Here is a 16,888-nt window from a genome sequence, read left to right on the forward strand (position 1 = left end):
ATCAAACGGACACCCGCGGGAGAATTGCAGCATCGCGGGCGAAACAACATCCCCGGACTTGCGGCCCCCTACGAAATCGCCTCCTTCAAATCCAATGTTCCCTGCGTCCCGATCGCATCGTAGTTGCGCTTCAACCAGCGTTTCGCCGCCGTGCGGCCGAGATCGCGCAGGCTGAGCAGGAAATTCCATTCGGAATTGAGGCGCGAGGAGGAGGTCAGCTGCGCCAGCGGCAGGCCGCCATCGATGCGGTGCATCAGTACGCGCTTGTAGTCGCCGGTCGAGAGCTTGCCGTCGTCGAGCAGGCGGTTGACGAAGTCGATGGCGCGCAGTTCGCGTAAGAGCGAGGCGTTGAAGGTGATCTCGTTGAGCCGGTCCTGGATTGCCCTGGCATTGGTCGGCAGTTCGCGGCGCTCGAGCGGGTTGATCTGCACGAGCAGGATGTCGTCGCCGCTGGCTTCATAGAATAGCGGGAAGAGCGGCGGATTGCCCATATAGCCGCCGTCCCAATAGGGTTCGCCGCCGATCTCGACCGCCTGGAACAGCATTGGCAGGCAGGCCGAGGCCATTAGATGGTCGGCGGTCAGTTCCTGGCGGGTGAAGATCTTGATCTTGCCGGTGCGGACATTGGTCGCCGAGATGAAGAGATTCACGTCGGCGCAGCCCTGGACCTTGTCGAAGTCGATCAGGTCGGAAATGACCCCGCGTAGCGGATTGATGTTGAGCGGGTTGACGTCATAGGGGCTCGCGACCTTCGACAGGAGCTCGAACCAGATCAGCCCCGGCGGGCGCCCGTCCGTCCAGGCGCCGAGCATGGTGTCGAGCAGCGAGCGTTCCGAGCCGCCATATTTGCCGTCGACGCTGATCCGGCGCCAGAAATTCTCCAGCGCCGTGCGGGCGCCGTCGATGCCGCCGTCGAGCCAGCCCTCGGTCAGCACCACCGCGTTCATCGCGCCGGCGCTGGCGCCGGTGATCGCCTCGATGGCGATGCGGCCGTCGGCGAGGATGGCGTCGAGCACGCCCCAGGTGAAGGCGCCATGCGCGCCGCCGCCCTGGAGCGCGAGGTTGACCGATTTCTCGGCCTTCGGCCCCGCCAGGCCCTTGACCTGTGGGACCTTGCGCTGCTTGCGGCCGGTCACGCGGCCGTCCAGCCGCCATCCATCGGCAGGGTGGTGCCGGTGATCGACTTGGCCGCGTCGGTGCAGAGGAAGACGGCGAGCGCCGCGACCTGCTCGACGGTGACGAACTCCTTGGTCGGCTGGGCCAGCAGCAGCACGTCGTTGATGACCTGCTCCTTGGTGAGGCCGCGGGCCTTCATCGTATCGGGGATCTGCTTCTCGACCAGCGGCGTCCAGACATAGCCGGGAGCGATCGCGTTGACGGTGATGCCGTTGGTCGCGACCTCGAGCGCCACCGTCTTGGTCAAGCCGGCGATGCCGTGCTTGGCCGAAACATAGGCTGATTTGAACGGCGAGGCGACGAAGGCGTGAGCTGAGGCGGTGTTGATGATACGGCCCCAGCCCTTCGCCTTCATCTTCGGCAAGGCGGCGCGGGTGGTGTGGAAGGCCGAAGACAGGTTGATCGCGATGATCTGGTCCCATTTCTCGATCGGGAACTCGTCGACCGGCGCGACATGCTGGATGCCGGCATTGTTGACGAGGATGTCGATCGCACCGAACTCCTTCTCGGCCTCGGCGACCATGGCGGCGATCTCGTCGGGCTTCATCATGTTGGCGGCGGAGTAGCGCGCCTTGACCTTGAAGTCCTTTTCGATGCCGGCGCGCTCCTTCTCGATCGCGTCCGCTTCACCGAAGCCGTTGATCACGACATTGGCGCCTTCGGCGGCGAGTGCGCGGGCGTAGGCGAGGCCGATGCCGGAGGTGGAGCCGGTGACGAGGGCGGTGCGATCTTTGAGGAACATTGGGCGGCTCCTGACATTTGGCCTGAGAACGCTTAACTTACCGGCGGAGGCTGGCATTGCGCCAGCGAGGGAGCGTCGGTCACCAGGACGGTGCCCGATGTGCTATTGCAACGCAACATGACGAAAATGCAGCCTGCAAGCGACGCCCACCACCACGATCACGCACATGATCATGAGCATGGTCTCTGTCAGCACGCGCACGATCATTCGCGTCATGCCGCCACCGGCCTGGCGAGAGCGGAGAAGGTCTGCCGCGAGCGCGGCCTGCGGTTGACGCCGATCCGGCGCAAGGCGCTGGAGGCGCTCTATGCCGATCACAAGCCCGTCGGCGCCTATGATCTGGCCGACCGGATCTCGCCGCCGGGCGGGCGCAGGCTCGCGCCGATCTCGATCTACCGGGCGCTCGACTTCCTGGTCGAGCAGGGCTTCGTGCATCGCCTGAGCTCGCGCAACGCCTTCATCGCCTGCCCGCATGGCCATGGCGCCAACGAGGCGGTCGCCTTCCTGATCTGTGAGATCTGTGGCGGCGTCGACGAGGATTCATCGCCAGCTATGCGCCTGGCGATCAGGGGCATGGCCGAGGGAAGGCGCTTCCAGACCTCCTATCAGGTGGTCGAGATCGTCGGCCGCTGCGAGCATTGCCGCGACGCTGCCGCGGCTTGACGATCACCGAGCAAGGGCGCAGTGCAGCCGCGACGAGCCGCTGCCGGCCAAGGATCCGGACCATTCCATGAGCGACCAGCCGCTGACCTGCCTGCCCGAGGGGCCTGATGCCGCACCGGCGCCGCGCAAGCGCACCGTGCCGGTCATGGTCGGCCATGTGCAGGTCGGTGGCGGCGCTCCGATCGTGGTGCAGTCGATGACCAATACCGACACTGCCGACATTCCGGCGACGGTCGGGCAGGTCGCGGCGTTGGCGCGCGCGGGCTCGGAGCTGGTGCGCATCACTGTTGACCGCGACGAGGCTGCGGCGGCCGTGCCGCATATCCGCGAGCGGCTCGACATCCTCGGCATCGACGTGCCGCTGGTCGGTGATTTCCACTATATCGGCCATAAGCTGCTGACCGACCATCCGGCCTGTGCGCAGGCACTGGCGAAGTACCGGATCAATCCCGGCAATGTCGGCTTCAAGGACAAGAAGGACCGGCAGTTCAGCCAGATCGTCGAGCTTGCGATCAAGCACGGCAAGAGCGTGCGGATCGGCGCGAACTGGGGCTCGCTCGACCAGGAATTGCTGACCTCGCTGATGGACATCAACGCCGCCGCCCCGAAGCCGCTCGATGCGCGGGCGGTGATGCGCGAGGCGATGGTGCAATCGGCGCTGCTCTCGGCCGAGCGTGCCGAGGAGATCGGGCTTCACAAGGACAAGATCATCCTCTCGGCCAAGGTCTCGGGCGTGCAGGACCTGATCGCGGTCTACCGCATGCTGGCGGAGCGCGGCGACTATGCCATCCATCTCGGCCTGACCGAGGCCGGCATGGGCTCGAAGGGCCTCGTTGCTTCCTCGGCGGCGCTCGGCGTGCTGCTGCAGGACGGGATCGGCGACACGATCCGCTTCTCGCTGACGCCGGAGCCCGGCGGCGACCGCACGCTCGAGGTGAAAGCCTCGCAGGAACTGCTGCAGACCATGGGCTTCAGGGCCTTCGTGCCGCTGGTCGCGGCGTGCCCGGGCTGCGGGCGGACGACCTCGACGGTGTTCCAGGAACTGGCGATGGATATCCAGAGCTGGATCTCGACCTCCATGCCGGAGTGGAAGACGCGCTACCCCGGCATCGAGGCGCTCAACGTCGCGGTGATGGGCTGCATCGTCAACGGCCCCGGCGAGTCCAAGCATGCCGATATCGGCATCTCGTTGCCGGGGACGGGCGAAGCGCCGACCGCGCCCGTCTTCGTCGACGGCAAGAAGGTCGCGACCTTGCGCGGGCCGGCGATCGCGGCCGAGTTCAAGACCATGGTCGAGGATTACGTCGAGCGGCGCTATGGCGCCCGGGCCGCTGCGGCGGAATAAGGCGCGCGCTGCTATTCAATCGTTTGAAGCGATTTACGGCGCGAGCCCGACGAAAGTGGCTCCCGCCTCCGTGGAACATGCTCTAGCGTCTTTGCCTGAAAGACATGCCGTGCTAGAGGCCCCGGCCTTTCGCTGCATTGCAGCACCCGCGGAGCGCCCTGATGGGTCATGACCAGCAGCACCCGCCGGCCTCCAAGCTGGATGGGGATCGCTTCGGGCTCGACGAGCCGACCGGCAACGGCCACTCAACGCAAAGCTATGCCGCATTGGCCCTGGGCGCGCTCGGCGTCGTCTACGGCGATATCGGCACCAGCCCGCTCTATGCGCTGCGCGAGACGATCCTGGCCGCGACCGGCGCTGCGTCCGGCGGACATGGTGGCGGCGCCGCGGTCACGCTGGCGGGACCCTTGCCGCGCGAGGCGGTGATCGGCGTGCTCTCGCTGATCCTATGGTCGCTCGTCGTCGTGGTGACGCTGAAATATGTCGTGCTGCTGCTGCGCGCCGACAACAATGGCGAAGGCGGCACGCTGACACTGGTTGCGCTGGCGCAGCGCGCGCTCGGCCGCACCCGCGGCGGCATCGTGCTCTTCCTCGGCATGGCGGGTGCGGCGCTGTTCTATGGCGACGCCGTGATCACGCCGGCGATTTCGGTGCTCTCGGCGGTCGAGGGCCTGAAGCTGGTGACGCCGGTGCTCAACGACTACGTCATCACCATCGCCTCGGTGATCCTGATCGCCCTTTTCCTGGTGCAGAGCCGCGGCACCGGCAAGGTCGCCAACTTCTTCGGCCCGATCATGACGATCTGGTTTTTGACCCTGGCCGGCCTTGGCATCTATCACATCTCGGACGATCTCGGCGTTTTCGCCTCGATCAATCCCTATTGGGGCGTGCGCTTCTTCATCGACCATCCCGGACTGTCGCTCGCCGTGCTCGGCAGCGTCTGCCTGGCAGTGACCGGGGCCGAGGCGCTCTATGCCGATATGGGCCATTTCGGCCGCGGGCCGATCCGCAGCGCCTGGATCTACCTGGTCTTTCCGGCGCTCTGGCTCAATTATCTCGGCCAGGGCGCGCTGATCCTGTCCGACCCGACCGCGATCGACAACCCGTTCTACAAGTTGGCGCCGCCGGCGCTGATCCTGCCGCTGGTGATCATGGCGACCCTGGCTACCATCATCGCCAGCCAGGCGGTGATCACCGGCGCCTATTCGCTGACCCGGCAGGCGATCCAGCTCGGCCTCTTGCCGCGCCTTGAGATCCGCCACACCTCCGAGCACACTTCGGGGCAGATCTACATCCCGCGCATCAACGTGCTGCTGCTGTTCACGGTGCTGCTGCTGGTCTGGACCTTCAAGACCTCGTCGAACCTGTCGCATGCCTATGGCATCTCGGTGTTCGGCGCGATGATGGTCGACTCGCTGCTCGCCTTCATCGTGATCTGGAAGGGCTGGCGCTGGGGCCTGCTGGCGACGACCGCAGTCGTGCTGCCCTTCCTGATCATCGACGTCGCCTTCTTCTCGGCGAATCTGTTGAAGCTGCTCAGCGGCGGTTATGTGCCGGTGCTGTTCGCAGCCGCGCTGGTCCTGTTGATGTGGACCTGGGTGCGCGGCACCAAGATCCTGTTCGACAAGACCCGCAAGACCGACGTGCCACTGCTCGAACTGGTCGGCATGCTGACCAAGAGCCCGCCTTATCGCGTCAAGGGTATGGCGGTGTTCCTGACCAGCGACCCGGAGACGGCCCCCGCCTCGCTGCTGCACAATCTCAAGCACAACAAGGTGCTGCACGAGCGCAACGTGATCCTGACCGTGCGCTCGGCCGACACCCCTCGCGTCGCCGAGAGCGAGCGCGTCAGGCTCTCCCGAATCACCGACGATTTCTGGCGCGTCGAGATGGTCTACGGCTACATGGAGAGCCCGAACGTGCCGAAGGGGCTGGCGATCCTGCGCAAGCAGGGCTTCAAGTTCGACATCATGTCGACCTCGTTCTTCCTGTCGCGCCGCTCGATCAAGGCCTCGCCACAATCGGGCATGCCGGTCTGGCAGGACAATCTCTATATCGGCCTGACCAAGAGCGCGACCGACGCCACCAACTTCTTCCAGATCCCGACCGGCCGCGTCGTCGAGGTTGGTACGCAAGTGACGGTCTGAAGCATCAACTCTTGCGCTGGGCGGTGAACTCGGCCGCCGCGCGCAGCATCGCTGCCTCCGAGCCGAACGTGTCGAGCGCCGCGATCGCCTCCTGGCTGAGCCGGTCGCGCTCGTGCTTGGCCGCGTCGAGCCCGAGCGCCGTGACCAGCGTCGCCTTGCCCTTGGCATCGTCCTTCGCCGTCGCCTTGCCCATCTGCTCGGGACTCGCCTCGATGTCGAGGATATCGTCGGCGACCTGGAAGGCGGCGCCCAGCGCCTTTCCGTAGCGCTCCAATGCCGCCATCTGCGTTGCATCGGCCTGGCCGAGGCGGGCGCCGATCAGGACGCTGCCGGCGAGCAGCGCGCCGGTCTTCATCGCCTGCAGCCGCCGGATCTCGGCCTCGCAGAGCCTGCTGGGGACGCCGTCGCCAGCGAAGCGCCCTTCGGCGGCAAGATCGAGCATCTGGCCGCCGACCATGCCGCCGAGCCCGAGCGAACGGGCGAGCAGGAGGATGATCGCGGCGCGCGTCTCACCGTCCGGATGCGTTCTTTGATCGGCGATCACGTCGAAGGCGAGCGTCAGCAGGCCGTCGCCGGCCAGGATCGCGGTAGCCTCGTCGAAGGCCTTGTGCACGGTCGGGCGGCCGCGGCGGGTGTCGTCGTCGTCCATGGCCGGCAGGTCGTCGTGGACAAGGGAATAGCAATGCGCGAGCTCGACAGCGGCGCCGGCGCGCAATGCATGCGTCATGGGGACGCCGAAGAGCTTCGCTGTCTCGACGACGAGGAAAGGGCGAAGGCGCTTGCCGCCACCGAGCGCGCCATGGCGCATCGCCGCGAGCAGGCGGTCGGGGCGATGGATTTCGCCGGTCACGGCTTCGTCCTGCAGCAGCGTTTCCAGCAGGATCTCGATTGCCGATGCGGTTTCCGACAGGGCGCTGGCCAGAGCCGCGGCGGGGGCAGTCCGTTCCACGGAACTCATCATCATTTCTCGCGTTGGCTGGCCGAAGTTTGGCGCGCGGGGCTTGCCGGAGGCGGCTGCGATCGTCAAGCGTGGGGGAATGACGCGCATGGCTGACAATCCGGCTCCGCGACGCGGGAGTCTCGCGGGACGGATCGTCCGTGTGCTGGTCCGGCTGGCGATGGTGCTGGCGCTCGTCTTCCTGGCCCTGCTGCTGCTCTATCGTTTCGTGCCGGCGCCTTCGACCTTGATGCTGGGGCGCTGGCTGACCTTCCGCGCGGTCGAGCGAGACTGGGTGCCGCTCTCGCAGATCTCGCCGCACCTGATCCGGGCCGTGATCGCCTCGGAGGACCAGCGCTTCTGCTCGCATGCCGGCGTCGATTGGGGCGAGCTCAACGCCGTGCTGCAGGACGAGGACGGGCCGAGCCGCGGCGCTTCGACGCTGACCATGCAGACGGCCAAGAACCTCTTCCTCTGGCCGGGCCGCTCCTATCTGCGCAAGGGGATGGAGCTGCCGATGGCGCTGGCGATCGATCTCGCCTGGCCGAAGCGGCGCGTGATCGAGGTCTATCTCAACATCGCCGAATGGGGCGACGGCATCTTTGGGGCGGAAGCTGCGGCCCAGCGCCATTTCGGCAAACCGGCCTCGCGCTTGACGCCGGCGGAGGCCGCGCGCCTCGCCGGAGCGCTGCCGAACCCGATCCTGCGCAATCCGTCGCGGCCGAGCCGGGCCTTGCAGGCCGCCGCCGGGCGAGTGCAACGGCGGATGAACCAGCTCGGGCCGCTGGGAAACTGTGCGCTTCCGACGGGGGCGAGCGCGCTGGCGCCATTTTTTCCGCAGCATGGTCTAGCCAGAGCGCGCATGAGCGTGTAAAGGCCAGCCCTCATCACGAATGTGACGTCGTCGCGACAGTGGTGCGGGTGAAATGCCCCGCCTGGCGCGAAGGCATGATGGAGAGTACCGATGGCCGTTCCGAAGAGAAAGACTTCGCCGTCGAAGCGCGGCATGCGCCGCTCGGCCGACGCGCTGAAGCAGCCGACCTATATCGAAGACAAGAACTCGGGCGAGCTGCGCCGTCCGCACCATATCGACCTGAAGTCCGGCATGTATCGCGGCCGTCAGGTGCTGAAGGCCAAGACCGAGGCCTGATGCGGCGGGGCCCGTTAGGGCCTTCAAGTCTTCAAGACCGAAGAGCGCCGGCCGCAAGGCCGGCCTTTTTCGTTTGGGGGTCAGGCCGAACGCAGGAGTCTTCGGGGCAGGCCCCGGCTCGCGAGCCCTTCATAATAGCGGCGGGCGCCAATGAATGGCGTTTCGCGGTCGCGGCGAGCGAACGGGCCGATCCCGGCATGGCTGGCGGCGAGCTGGACAAGGAAGGCGGCGGAGACGCAGGTGGTGCGTTCCTCCTGGCGATCGAAGGCTGCCTCGGGCCGTTCTGGGTCGACCATCGTGCTGCTCCGGAACATCTGGGGGTTCGGGAGCCAATTCCTGCAATCCGGGCGCCGGCTTTAACCGGCCATTAATGCAAGTTCATGCATCGTTTCGGGACAATTCCCTGTGATCCCGCAACCAGAACGGGGCGGTTTTTCCACCCGTCGCCCGAGGCAGTCGCAAAATGCCTGCGCCGTCCCTGTTCGGTTCCCGCGACGAGAGGATCGTCGAGCCGCGCAGCCTGCTCTCCTCGATCGGTGAAGTCGCCTATAGCTGGGATATCGGCAGCGATACGCTGAGCTGGGGCCCGAATGCGGCCGAGGTGCTGGGGCCGGTGCCGGCGGCAGTGCTGGAACGCGGCCTGTCCTTTGCCGGGCTGGTCGAGCCCGGCAGCGGTCGCAGCCGCTATGACGCGATCTTCTCCTCGGGTGGGCACGATCTCGGTGACGGTGCGATCTATCGCACGCGCTACGCCGCCGATCTCGCTGGCCGCAAGATGTGGATCGAGGATGCCGGGCGCTGGTTCGCCGGCATCGATGGCCGCCCGGCACGGGCGCGTGGCGTGCTCAGGCTGGAGCGCGCGGTGCGGCCTGACGAGCTCGCTTCGGCCGATACCGATCTCTGCGACCGCGACGTCCTGGTCGAGCGCGTCGACGAGGCTCTGGCTGAGCACCTGCCGGCGGAACGCTCCGTGGCCGTGCTGGTCGCGGCGATCGGCGAGCTTTCGCGCCTCAACGCCGATTTCGGTCACGAGGGGACTGAAGAAATCATCGAAGAGGTGCGGCAGCGCCTGCACTCGGTGATGCGCCGCCGCGATCAGTTGATGCATTATGCCGGCAACCGTTTCGCCATCCTGCTCGGCGGTTGCCCGGCGAACCAGATCGAGGCCGCGGCGCAACGCTTCATCAAGGCGGTAGCGCGCTCGGCGGTCGAGACCTCGCGCGGGATCGCGCTGACGCGGTTGCGCGTCGGCGCTGCCATCGCCCCGGATCTGTCCCGCCACGGCTCGGTGCTGGTCAAAGCCGCTGAGAACGCGCTCGCCGGGGCCGAGGCGAGGGCGCTCGACACGGCGGTGATCGCCCGCCGGCCAGCCGTCGCTGAAGCCGGCGGAGCTGTGCAGCGGCTCGATCTCGAGGCGGTCGCCGCGCTCAACGAGCGCAAGGTGAGGCTGGCCTTCCAGCCGGTGGTGACGGCGAAGGGCCGCGCGCTCGCCTTCAACGAAGCACTGCTGCGGGTCGAGCGTCCGCAAGGCGGCTTCCTGGCCGCCGCGGAACTGGTGCCCCTGCTCGAAAGACGGGGCCTGGTGAGCCTGTTCGACCATCGCGTGCTGGAGCTCGCCATGACGTATCTGGCGGACCAGCCGGAGGCCGTGCTCTCGATCAACGTATCGCCTCGCACATTGGCAGAGGCGGACTGGATCGACGGTTTCGAAGCCAGCGCCGGGGCACAGCCTGCCGCCGCGAAGCGCCTGATCATCGAAGTCACCGAGACCGCGACGATCGAGGATCCGGCCCGAATGGCAAAGCTGCTGATGCGAATCAAGCAGCGAGGCGCTCGGGTTGCGATCGACGATTTCGGGGCGGGGCACACCTCGCTCAGGCACTTGCGCGCCTTCCCGATCGACATCCTCAAGCTGGATGGCGCGTTCACGCAGAATCTGAGGCGCTCGACCGACGACCGCTTCTTCGTGCGCACCTTGCTGGAACTGGCCCATCATCTCGGGGTCGAGACGGTCGCCGAATGGGTCGACGACGAGCTGCAGGCCTCCATGCTCTGCGACTGGGGCGTCACCTATCTGCAGGGGCATCTGGTCGGCAAGGCCGAGCTATGGCTCGCAGGTGCCGCGGCACCTCTGCAGGCAACGGGCTGACGTCTTCTCGTCAGCCTGTCGCGCCGCCGGCTGGCCGGCGCAGGCTGCGCCGCGTCACTTGTCCTTGGCCAGCCTGTCGAGTCGCTCACGCATCTCGTTGAGCTCGCGCTTGAGGTTGCTGAGCTCGCCGCTTTCGCCCTGGGCCGGAGCCGCAGCTTCGCCGCGGGCTTTCGTCGCGGCTGCCGCCGCGAACGGATTGAACAGCCTGAACGCCTCGGTGAACATCGCCATGTTGGCGCGCGTCTGAGCCTGAAGCGCGTCGATGGCGCCAGTGCCGAAGGCCTTGCTCATCTGCTCGCGGATCTTGTTCTGGTCCTGCGTCAGATTATCCATCGAGAATTCGAGATAGCGCGGCACCAGGGCCTGCATGCTGTCGCCGTAGAAGCGGATCAGCTGGCGCAGGAAGGTGATCGGCAGGAGGTTCTGCCCGTCCTTGCTCTCTTCCTCGAAGATGATCTGGGCCAGCACCGAGCGGGTGATGTCCTCGCCGCTCTTGGCGTCGTAGACGACGAAATCCTCGCCCTTGCGCACCAGCCCGGCCAGATCCTCCAGCGTGACGTAGGAGCTCGTACCCGTATGGTATAGCCGGCGGTTGGCGTACTTCTTGATGACAGTCGGTTCTTTGTCGCTGGCCATCGACACCCACGCGGCTTGTTGCGGCCATAACCCAGGGATCGGGCAAGGCCGGAGAACGGTCCCAAAAGGGACGATAACTCTTCGGCGGCCCGCTGCAAGTTTTTTGAGCGCAAGACGGGACTGCACCGAGTTTGCCTCGAAGATGAGCTTGGTCGCTTAGCCGTCTTGACGGCGTCGTTTTGCGCTTCGAAGGTGGGCTGGACAAGCCGCCCGGCCGTGTGGCCGGCGGGAATGAACCGGAGGACGAGCCCCATGGCTGAGAATGACATCGTGATCGTCGGCGCCGCGCGCACGGCGGTCGGCGCCTTCAACGGGGCCTTCGCCAACACGCCGGCTCACGATCTCGGCGCGGCGGTGATCAAGGACGTCCTGAAGCGCGCCAAGGTCGAGGCCGGCGAGGTCGACGAGGTCATCCTCGGCCAGGTGCTGACCGCGGCGCAGGGCCAGAATCCGGCCCGCAAGGCCGCGGTCGACGCCGGCGTGCCGCAGGGTGCGACCGCCTGGGGCCTCAATCAGGTCTGTGGTTCCGGCCTGCGCGCGGTCGCGATCGGCATGCAGCAGATCGCCAATGGCGATGCCAACATCATCGTCGCTGGTGGCCAGGAATCGATGTCGCTCTCGGCCCATGCCGCCCATATGCGCGCGGGTACCAAGATGGGCGACGTCAAGTTCATCGACACGATGATCAAGGACGGCCTCTGGGACATCTTCCACGGCTACCATATGGGCACCACGGCGGAGAACGTCGCGACCAAATGGCAGATCAGCCGCGAAGAGCAGGACCGCTTCGCCGTCGGCTCGCAGAACAAGGCCGAGGCGGCCAGGAAGGCTGGCCGCTTCAAGGACGAGATCGCGCCGATCACGATCTCGACGCGCAAGGGCGACATCGTCGTCGACACCGACGAATACATCCGCGACGGCGCGACGCTGGAGGCGATGGCCAAGCTGAGGCCCGCCTTCTCGAAGGACGGCACCGTGACCGCCGGCAACGCCTCGGGCATCAATGATGGCGCCGCCGCGCTCGTGCTGATGACGGCAAAGGAAGCCAGCAAGCGCGGCCTGACCCCGCTCGCCCGCATCGCCTCCTGGGCCACGGCCGGCGTCGATCCGGCGATCATGGGCTCGGGCCCGATCCCGGCGACGCGCAAGGCGCTGGAGAAGGCCGGCTGGAAGGTTGGCGATCTCCAGCTTGTCGAGGCCAACGAGGCCTTCGCGGCGCAGGCGCTGGCGGTGAACAAGGATCTCGGCTGGGATCCCGAGATCGTCAACGTCAATGGCGGCGCGATCGCGATCGGCCATCCGATCGGAGCGTCCGGTGCGCGCGTGCTGGTGACATTGCTGCACGAAATGGCCAAGCGCGACGCCAAGAAGGGTCTCGCCACGCTCTGCATCGGCGGCGGCATGGGTATCGCTCTCGCGGTGGAGCGCTGAGCCGCTTTCCGCCATGCCGAAACAGACCACGCTCTACCGCTATCTCACCGGCCCCGATGACGCCTCGTTCTGTCATCGGGTCTCGGAAGCGTTGAGCCGGGGCTGGATCCTCTATGGGCACCCGACCCTGACTTATGACGAGAAGGCGGGGCGGGTGATCTGCGGCCAGGCGATCATCAAGGATGTCGATCGGGCTTACGAGCCCGGTCTCGATCTCAGCAAAGAATAACGCGGCCTTCATAGCCGCGTCTAAGAGGGAGAAGGCGACGATGGCTAAGGTTGCATTGGTTACGGGGGGATCACGCGGTATCGGCGAGGCGATCTCGAAAGGGTTGAAGGCCGCCGGCTACAACGTCGCGGCGAGCTATGCCGGCAATGACGAGGCTGCGGCCAAGTTCACTCAGGAGACTGGCATCAAGACCTATAAATGGGACGTCTCGAACTATGAGGCTTGCGTCGCCGGCATCGCCAAGGTCGAGGCCGAGCTCGGGCCGGTCGACGTGCTCGTCAACAATGCCGGCATCACCCGCGACGGCATGTTCCACAAGATGACCAAGGAGCAGTGGGACGCGGTCATCAACACCAACCTCAACTCGCTCTTCAACATGACTCGCCCGGTCTGGGAGGGCATGCGCTCGCGCAAGTTCGGCCGCGTCATCTGCATCTCGTCGATCAACGGCCAGAAGGGCCAGATGGGCCAGGTCAACTACTCCGCCGCCAAGGCCGGCGACATCGGTTTCGTCAAGGCGCTGGCGCAGGAGGGCGCGCGGGCCGGCATCACCGTGAACGCGATCTGCCCCGGCTACATCGCGACCGAGATGGTCAAGGCGATCGACCCGGCCGTGATCGAGAAGTCGATCCTGCCGCATATCCCGGTCGGGCGCCTTGGCGAGCCCGAGGAGATCGCGCGGGCGGTGGTGTTCCTGGCCAGTGACGATGCTGGCTTCATCACCGGCTCGACGCTCTCCGCCAATGGCGGCCAGTTCATGGCCTGAAGCCTTTAACTCCGCCACGCCGCATGCGACGTGGCGGCCACACTTCGTTGCGGCCAGCGCAATCTGGCCGCGCTTTCCCGGGCTTCATATTTCAAATGCGTGCAATCCGGCTATGTCCCGAGCGCAATTCGAGTTAGGTCGAACCAGGATTGAGACAGGCTTAAAAATTTAAATATTCCAGAGTCTTCCCCGTATTGCGGGATCTCACGCGGGCCTGAGTCCGTTAATTCTCCCTTAATCATCCCGTCGAAACTTCGCTGGACCAAGAGTCGGGAATCGCTTCGACTATCGAGAAGCGATTGTCGATCGCCTTTCGTTTATGCACGCGAGGTCCAGCAGGCTGCTCAACGCATGCGGCCCAGAAAAAGGGGGGAAGCCATTGACGCCTGCAAGCGCGCGCTGTCTCGCATTGCTGTCGACCTCTTCACTGGTCGTCTTCGCATTCCACACAGATCTCGCCTTGGCCGGCTGCGGCGCGACCAGCGCCGGCAACGACGTTGTCGTCTGCGACGCCGGTACCGCGCCTAATCCGACTGTGGCTCCCGTCGATCTCCAGGCCGGCAACGACACGCTCACCGTCAACAGCGGCACCTATAGCGGCGGCATCACCGGCGGGGCCGGCACCAAGACCGTGACGCTCGGCGGCGGAACGATCGCGAACTACGCGAACACCGCGGGCACCAGCCTGATCACGCTGCCGGGCGGCAGCACTGTCACGGTAACCGGCGGCGTTACCACCGGAGCGGGCGCCGACCTCTTCGAGGTCAATGCCGGAACGGTCACGGGTGCCGTCAATCAGGGGTCTGGCATCGACAGCTTCATCATGAATGGTGGCACGATCGGTTCGCTGGCTCAGGGCGACCAGCGCGACACGTTCCTGATGACCGGGGGCACCATCGTCGGCGCCTTCGAGGACGGCGACGTCGCGACGATGACCGGCGGCACGATCGGCCGCGTCGACATGAAGCTGGACAATAACATCTTCAACATGTCGGGCGGCCGCATCATCGGCAATCTGGTGACCGCCTTCGGCAACGACACGATCACGGTCTCGGGAGGGTCGATCGGCGGCAATATCAGCGTCAGCGGCGGCACCGACAGCGTCACCGTGACCGGTGGCGCGATCGGCGGCGAGATCCGGATGAGCACCGGCAACGACACCTTCCTCTGGCAGGGGGGCGGCGCGATCGGCGGTCTGATCGACATGGGCGATGGTGATGATGTCGCGACGCTGCGTCGTCTGATCGATGCCACGGTCTCGCCGACGCAGCAGATAACTGGCGGAGCCGGGAACGATCTGCTGGTGCTCGCCGGGGGCGGCCCTCCTGCAATGGATGCCAGCCTCATCAGAGGCTTCGAACGGCTGAACAAGATCGAAAACGGCACATGGACGCTGAGCGGCTCGCTGACCGATTTCCAGGTCGTGAACGTGCAACAGGGCGTGCTGCGGCTGATCGGGGACAATTCCGGCTACACCGGGCAGATGATCGTCGATTCCGGCGGAATGCTCGAGGGGCCGGCTCAAAGCATCACGCCGACCGTCACCAACAACGGAAACGTGCGCTTCCTTCAGACTGACATCGGCACATATTCCGGTACCATCAGCGGCTCGGGAGGGGTCATCAAGACGTTCTCCGGGACGACTATCCTGACCGGCACCAACACGTATACCGGCGGCACCACCATCACAGAGGGAACGCTGCAGCTCGGCGCCGGCGGTACGAGCGGCAGTATCGTCGGCGATGTTACGAACCATGGCACACTCGCCTTCAACCGCTCCGATCTGGTGACCTTCACTGGAACGATCTCGGGGAGTGGCATCCTCAGGCATGATGGCTCCGGCACGACTGTGCTGACCAGCGTCAACACCTACACTGGCGCGACGAGCGTCACGGCGGGCACGCTCGCCATCGGCGATGCGGCCAATCGCGGCGCGGCGCTGGCGGGCGGCCGCCCTGTCACGGTCGCGGCAGGAGCGACTCTCGGGGGCTATGGCCGCGTCGCCGGTTCGGTGACGAATAATGGCACCATCGCGGTGGCTGACGCGGTCGCGGCCTTTGCGGGCGCTGGCAAGGGCAACTTCACGATCGCGGGCACTCTGACCAATGCCAGCCTTGCGAAGGTTGGCGGTGCCGGCATCGGCAATAGGCTGACCGTCTCCAGCTATGTCGGGCAGGGCGGTACCGTCGCGCTCAACACCTATCTCGGGGGCGACGGCTCGCCTTCGGATCTGCTGGTCATCAATGGCGGTACGGCGAGCGGAACCTCACGGCTCGCGATCAGCAATGTCGGCGGCCCCGGCGGCGCGACCATCGGTGACGGCATCCTGGTGGTCGAAGCGACCAATGGCGGGACGACAAGTGCGACCGCCTTCTCGCTGGCAGGACCAGTCGCGGCCGGCGCCTACGAGTATGTCCTGTTCCATGGCAGCACCACCGGCGGATCGAGCGAGAACTGGTATCTGCGCAACACGGTCGTAGCGGAGACGGGAGGCTCGGATACGGAAGCAGCGCCCGGCTCGCCGGCCTTGCCCGATGTGCCCGCGGGCTCGGACCCCATTCCACTGTATCGGCCGGAGGTCGCCGCTTATGCCGCCGTTCCGGCGATGGCACGGCGCCTCGGCGTCGCGACGCTCGGCACCTTTCATCAGCGGCGCGGCGAGCAGGGCCTGCTGAACGCGCAAGGCAGTTTCGCTGCGGGTTGGGGGCGTGTCTTCGGCGAGCGGATGGAACAGCGCTGGTCGGGAGCCGTCGATCCGGAGTTCGACGGCCGTATCTGGGGGCTCCAGACCGGTCTCGATATCTACGGGATCGATCGCCCGAGCGGTCATCGCGACCGGTTCGGCCTGTTCTTCGGCTATGGTCGCGCCGAGGGCGACATTCGCGGCTTCGCCATCGGCCAGCAGCGCAGCCCGACCGGCAAGCTCAACCTCGATGCGAAGAGCCTCGGCGCCTACTGGACGCATCTGGGCCCGACGGGCTGGTATGTCGACGCCGTGGTGATGCACAGCTGGCACGATGGCGACGCCCGCTCCGATCGCGGCGTGCGCGGCGATATCGGGGGTACGTCGGTCACAGCCTCGCTGGAAGGCGGCTACCCGATCGCGCTCGGAGCAGGGTTCACCCTCGAGCCGCAGGCGCAATTGATCTGGCAGCATTTGTCGCTCGACCGGACGCAGGATCGCTTCTCGGCGGTCTCGTTCGACAATGGCGACAGCTTGACCGGCCGGGTCGGCGCCCGTCTGCAGACGAACGTCCTATGGGGCTCCGCCGAGCTCCAGCCCTATCTGACGGCGAATCTCTGGCACAACTTCAGCCGCACCGACAAAATCCTGTTCGATGCGACCGACGTGATCCCGACGCGGTTCAAGGGAAGCTCGCTGGAGGTCGGCGGCGGCGTGGTCGCCAAGCTCTCCGCCAATGTCAGCCTCTACGCGACGGGCGGCTATGTGACGGCACTCGGCGACGACAAGGGCCACAGCGTGCGCGGCAATCTCGGACTGCGCGTCACCTGGTGA

15 protein-coding genes are annotated in these 16,888 nt (G+C 66.1%); 10 read left to right on the plus strand and 5 right to left on the minus strand.

What is annotated here, in order from left to right:
* Positions 1-68: 68 nt before the first annotated feature.
* Complete coding sequence (locus tag AC07O0_RS20315) at positions 69-1,136, minus strand: patatin-like phospholipase family protein (RefSeq protein WP_494625506.1); 1,068 nt, start codon at positions 1,134-1,136, stop codon at positions 69-71.
* Positions 1,133-1,918 carry a 3-hydroxybutyrate dehydrogenase gene (locus AC07O0_RS20320; protein WP_494625507.1) on the minus strand — a complete coding sequence of 262 codons (786 nt, stop codon included), beginning with the start codon at positions 1,916-1,918 and terminating at the stop codon, positions 1,133-1,135. The genes AC07O0_RS20315 and AC07O0_RS20320 overlap by 4 nt, the downstream gene beginning before the upstream one ends.
* Before the next feature lie 117 nt (positions 1,919-2,035).
* On the opposite strand from AC07O0_RS20320, the gene AC07O0_RS20325 reads away from it, so the two are divergent.
* The 3 genes from AC07O0_RS20325 (at position 2,036) to AC07O0_RS20335 (ending at position 6,073) form a co-directional block, all read left to right on the plus strand.
* The gene (locus tag AC07O0_RS20325; RefSeq protein WP_494625508.1) at positions 2,036-2,581 is read left to right on the plus strand and encodes a transcriptional repressor; all 546 of its coding nucleotides are present in this window, start codon (positions 2,036-2,038) and stop codon (positions 2,579-2,581) included.
* 67 nt (positions 2,582-2,648) lie between these two features.
* The gene (ispG, locus tag AC07O0_RS20330; protein WP_494625509.1) at positions 2,649-3,926 is read left to right on the plus strand and encodes a flavodoxin-dependent (E)-4-hydroxy-3-methylbut-2-enyl-diphosphate synthase; all 1,278 of its coding nucleotides are present in this window, start codon (positions 2,649-2,651) and stop codon (positions 3,924-3,926) included.
* 161 nt (positions 3,927-4,087) lie between these two features.
* Positions 4,088-6,073 (plus strand): potassium transporter Kup, encoded by a 1,986-nt coding sequence (locus AC07O0_RS20335; protein WP_494625510.1) that lies wholly within the window; start codon positions 4,088-4,090, stop codon positions 6,071-6,073.
* Positions 6,074-6,077: 4 nt separating this feature from the next.
* Here AC07O0_RS20335 and AC07O0_RS20340 read toward each other — a convergent pair whose 3' ends face one another.
* Complete coding sequence (locus tag AC07O0_RS20340) at positions 6,078-7,031, minus strand: polyprenyl synthetase family protein (RefSeq protein ID WP_494625511.1); 954 nt, start codon at positions 7,029-7,031, stop codon at positions 6,078-6,080.
* Positions 7,032-7,119: 88 nt separating this feature from the next.
* Here AC07O0_RS20340 and mtgA point away from each other — a divergent pair, with 88 nt between their 5' ends.
* Both mtgA and rpmF read left to right on the plus strand, forming a co-directional pair.
* A complete protein-coding gene (gene mtgA / locus AC07O0_RS20345; RefSeq protein WP_494625512.1) occupies positions 7,120-7,884 on the plus strand; it encodes a monofunctional biosynthetic peptidoglycan transglycosylase in 765 nt (254 codons plus the stop codon).
* Positions 7,885-7,974: 90 nt separating this feature from the next.
* Positions 7,975-8,160, plus strand: coding sequence for a 50S ribosomal protein L32 (gene rpmF, locus AC07O0_RS20350; RefSeq protein WP_057189713.1), 186 nt, complete (start codon positions 7,975-7,977; stop codon positions 8,158-8,160).
* 80 nt (positions 8,161-8,240) lie between these two features.
* Here rpmF and AC07O0_RS20355 read toward each other — a convergent pair whose 3' ends face one another.
* On the minus strand, positions 8,241-8,456 hold the full coding sequence (locus tag AC07O0_RS20355; protein WP_494625513.1) for a hypothetical protein: 216 nt from the start codon (positions 8,454-8,456) through the stop codon (positions 8,241-8,243).
* A gap of 167 nt (positions 8,457-8,623) precedes the next feature.
* Between AC07O0_RS20355 and AC07O0_RS20360 the strand changes: the two genes are divergently transcribed.
* Positions 8,624-10,309, plus strand: coding sequence for an EAL domain-containing protein (locus AC07O0_RS20360; RefSeq protein ID WP_494625514.1), 1,686 nt, complete (start codon positions 8,624-8,626; stop codon positions 10,307-10,309).
* Between the two features lie 54 nt (positions 10,310-10,363).
* Here AC07O0_RS20360 and phaR read toward each other — a convergent pair whose 3' ends face one another.
* A complete protein-coding gene (gene phaR, locus AC07O0_RS20365; protein WP_494625515.1) occupies positions 10,364-10,945 on the minus strand; it encodes a polyhydroxyalkanoate synthesis repressor PhaR in 582 nt (193 codons plus the stop codon).
* Between the two features lie 252 nt (positions 10,946-11,197).
* On the opposite strand from phaR, the gene AC07O0_RS20370 reads away from it, so the two are divergent.
* The 4 genes from AC07O0_RS20370 to AC07O0_RS20385 all read left to right on the plus strand — a co-directional run bounded on the left by AC07O0_RS20370 (position 11,198) and on the right by AC07O0_RS20385 (position 16,888).
* Positions 11,198-12,376, plus strand: coding sequence for an acetyl-CoA C-acetyltransferase (locus tag AC07O0_RS20370; RefSeq protein WP_454028394.1), 1,179 nt, complete (start codon positions 11,198-11,200; stop codon positions 12,374-12,376).
* Between the two features lie 13 nt (positions 12,377-12,389).
* Positions 12,390-12,605 carry a DUF1737 domain-containing protein gene (locus tag AC07O0_RS20375; RefSeq protein ID WP_454028395.1) on the plus strand — a complete coding sequence of 72 codons (216 nt, stop codon included), beginning with the start codon at positions 12,390-12,392 and terminating at the stop codon, positions 12,603-12,605.
* 40 nt (positions 12,606-12,645) lie between these two features.
* Positions 12,646-13,371: an acetoacetyl-CoA reductase gene (gene phbB, locus AC07O0_RS20380; RefSeq protein WP_454028396.1), complete on the plus strand. Its 726-nt coding sequence runs from the start codon at positions 12,646-12,648 to the stop codon at positions 13,369-13,371.
* Positions 13,372-13,750: 379 nt separating this feature from the next.
* Entirely contained in the window at positions 13,751-16,888 is a 3,138-nt protein-coding gene (locus AC07O0_RS20385; protein ID WP_494625516.1) for an autotransporter family protein, read from the plus strand.

This window comes from Allobosea sp. GW821-FHT10B12 (genome assembly GCF_059415545.1).

Excerpts from the sequence above, each read along its gene's own strand:
- AC07O0_RS20320 (WP_494625507.1), bottom strand. The coding sequence starts at position 1,918 with ATGTTCCTCAAAGATCGCACCGCCCTCGTCACCGGCTCCACCTCCGGC.
- AC07O0_RS20325 (WP_494625508.1), top strand. The coding sequence starts at position 2,036 with ATGACGAAAATGCAGCCTGCAAGCGACGCCCACCACCACGATCACGCA.
- ispG (WP_494625509.1), top strand. The coding sequence starts at position 2,649 with ATGAGCGACCAGCCGCTGACCTGCCTGCCCGAGGGGCCTGATGCCGCA.
- AC07O0_RS20335 (WP_494625510.1), top strand. The coding sequence starts at position 4,088 with ATGGGTCATGACCAGCAGCACCCGCCGGCCTCCAAGCTGGATGGGGAT.
- AC07O0_RS20340 (WP_494625511.1), bottom strand. The coding sequence starts at position 7,031 with ATGAGTTCCGTGGAACGGACTGCCCCCGCCGCGGCTCTGGCCAGCGCC.
- mtgA (WP_494625512.1), top strand. The coding sequence starts at position 7,120 with ATGGCTGACAATCCGGCTCCGCGACGCGGGAGTCTCGCGGGACGGATC.
- rpmF (WP_057189713.1), top strand. The coding sequence starts at position 7,975 with ATGGCCGTTCCGAAGAGAAAGACTTCGCCGTCGAAGCGCGGCATGCGC.
- AC07O0_RS20355 (WP_494625513.1), bottom strand. The coding sequence starts at position 8,456 with ATGGTCGACCCAGAACGGCCCGAGGCAGCCTTCGATCGCCAGGAGGAA.
- AC07O0_RS20360 (WP_494625514.1), top strand. The coding sequence starts at position 8,624 with ATGCCTGCGCCGTCCCTGTTCGGTTCCCGCGACGAGAGGATCGTCGAG.
- phaR (WP_494625515.1), bottom strand. The coding sequence starts at position 10,945 with ATGGCCAGCGACAAAGAACCGACTGTCATCAAGAAGTACGCCAACCGC.
- AC07O0_RS20370 (WP_454028394.1), top strand. The coding sequence starts at position 11,198 with ATGGCTGAGAATGACATCGTGATCGTCGGCGCCGCGCGCACGGCGGTC.
- AC07O0_RS20375 (WP_454028395.1), top strand. The coding sequence starts at position 12,390 with ATGCCGAAACAGACCACGCTCTACCGCTATCTCACCGGCCCCGATGAC.
- phbB (WP_454028396.1), top strand. The coding sequence starts at position 12,646 with ATGGCTAAGGTTGCATTGGTTACGGGGGGATCACGCGGTATCGGCGAG.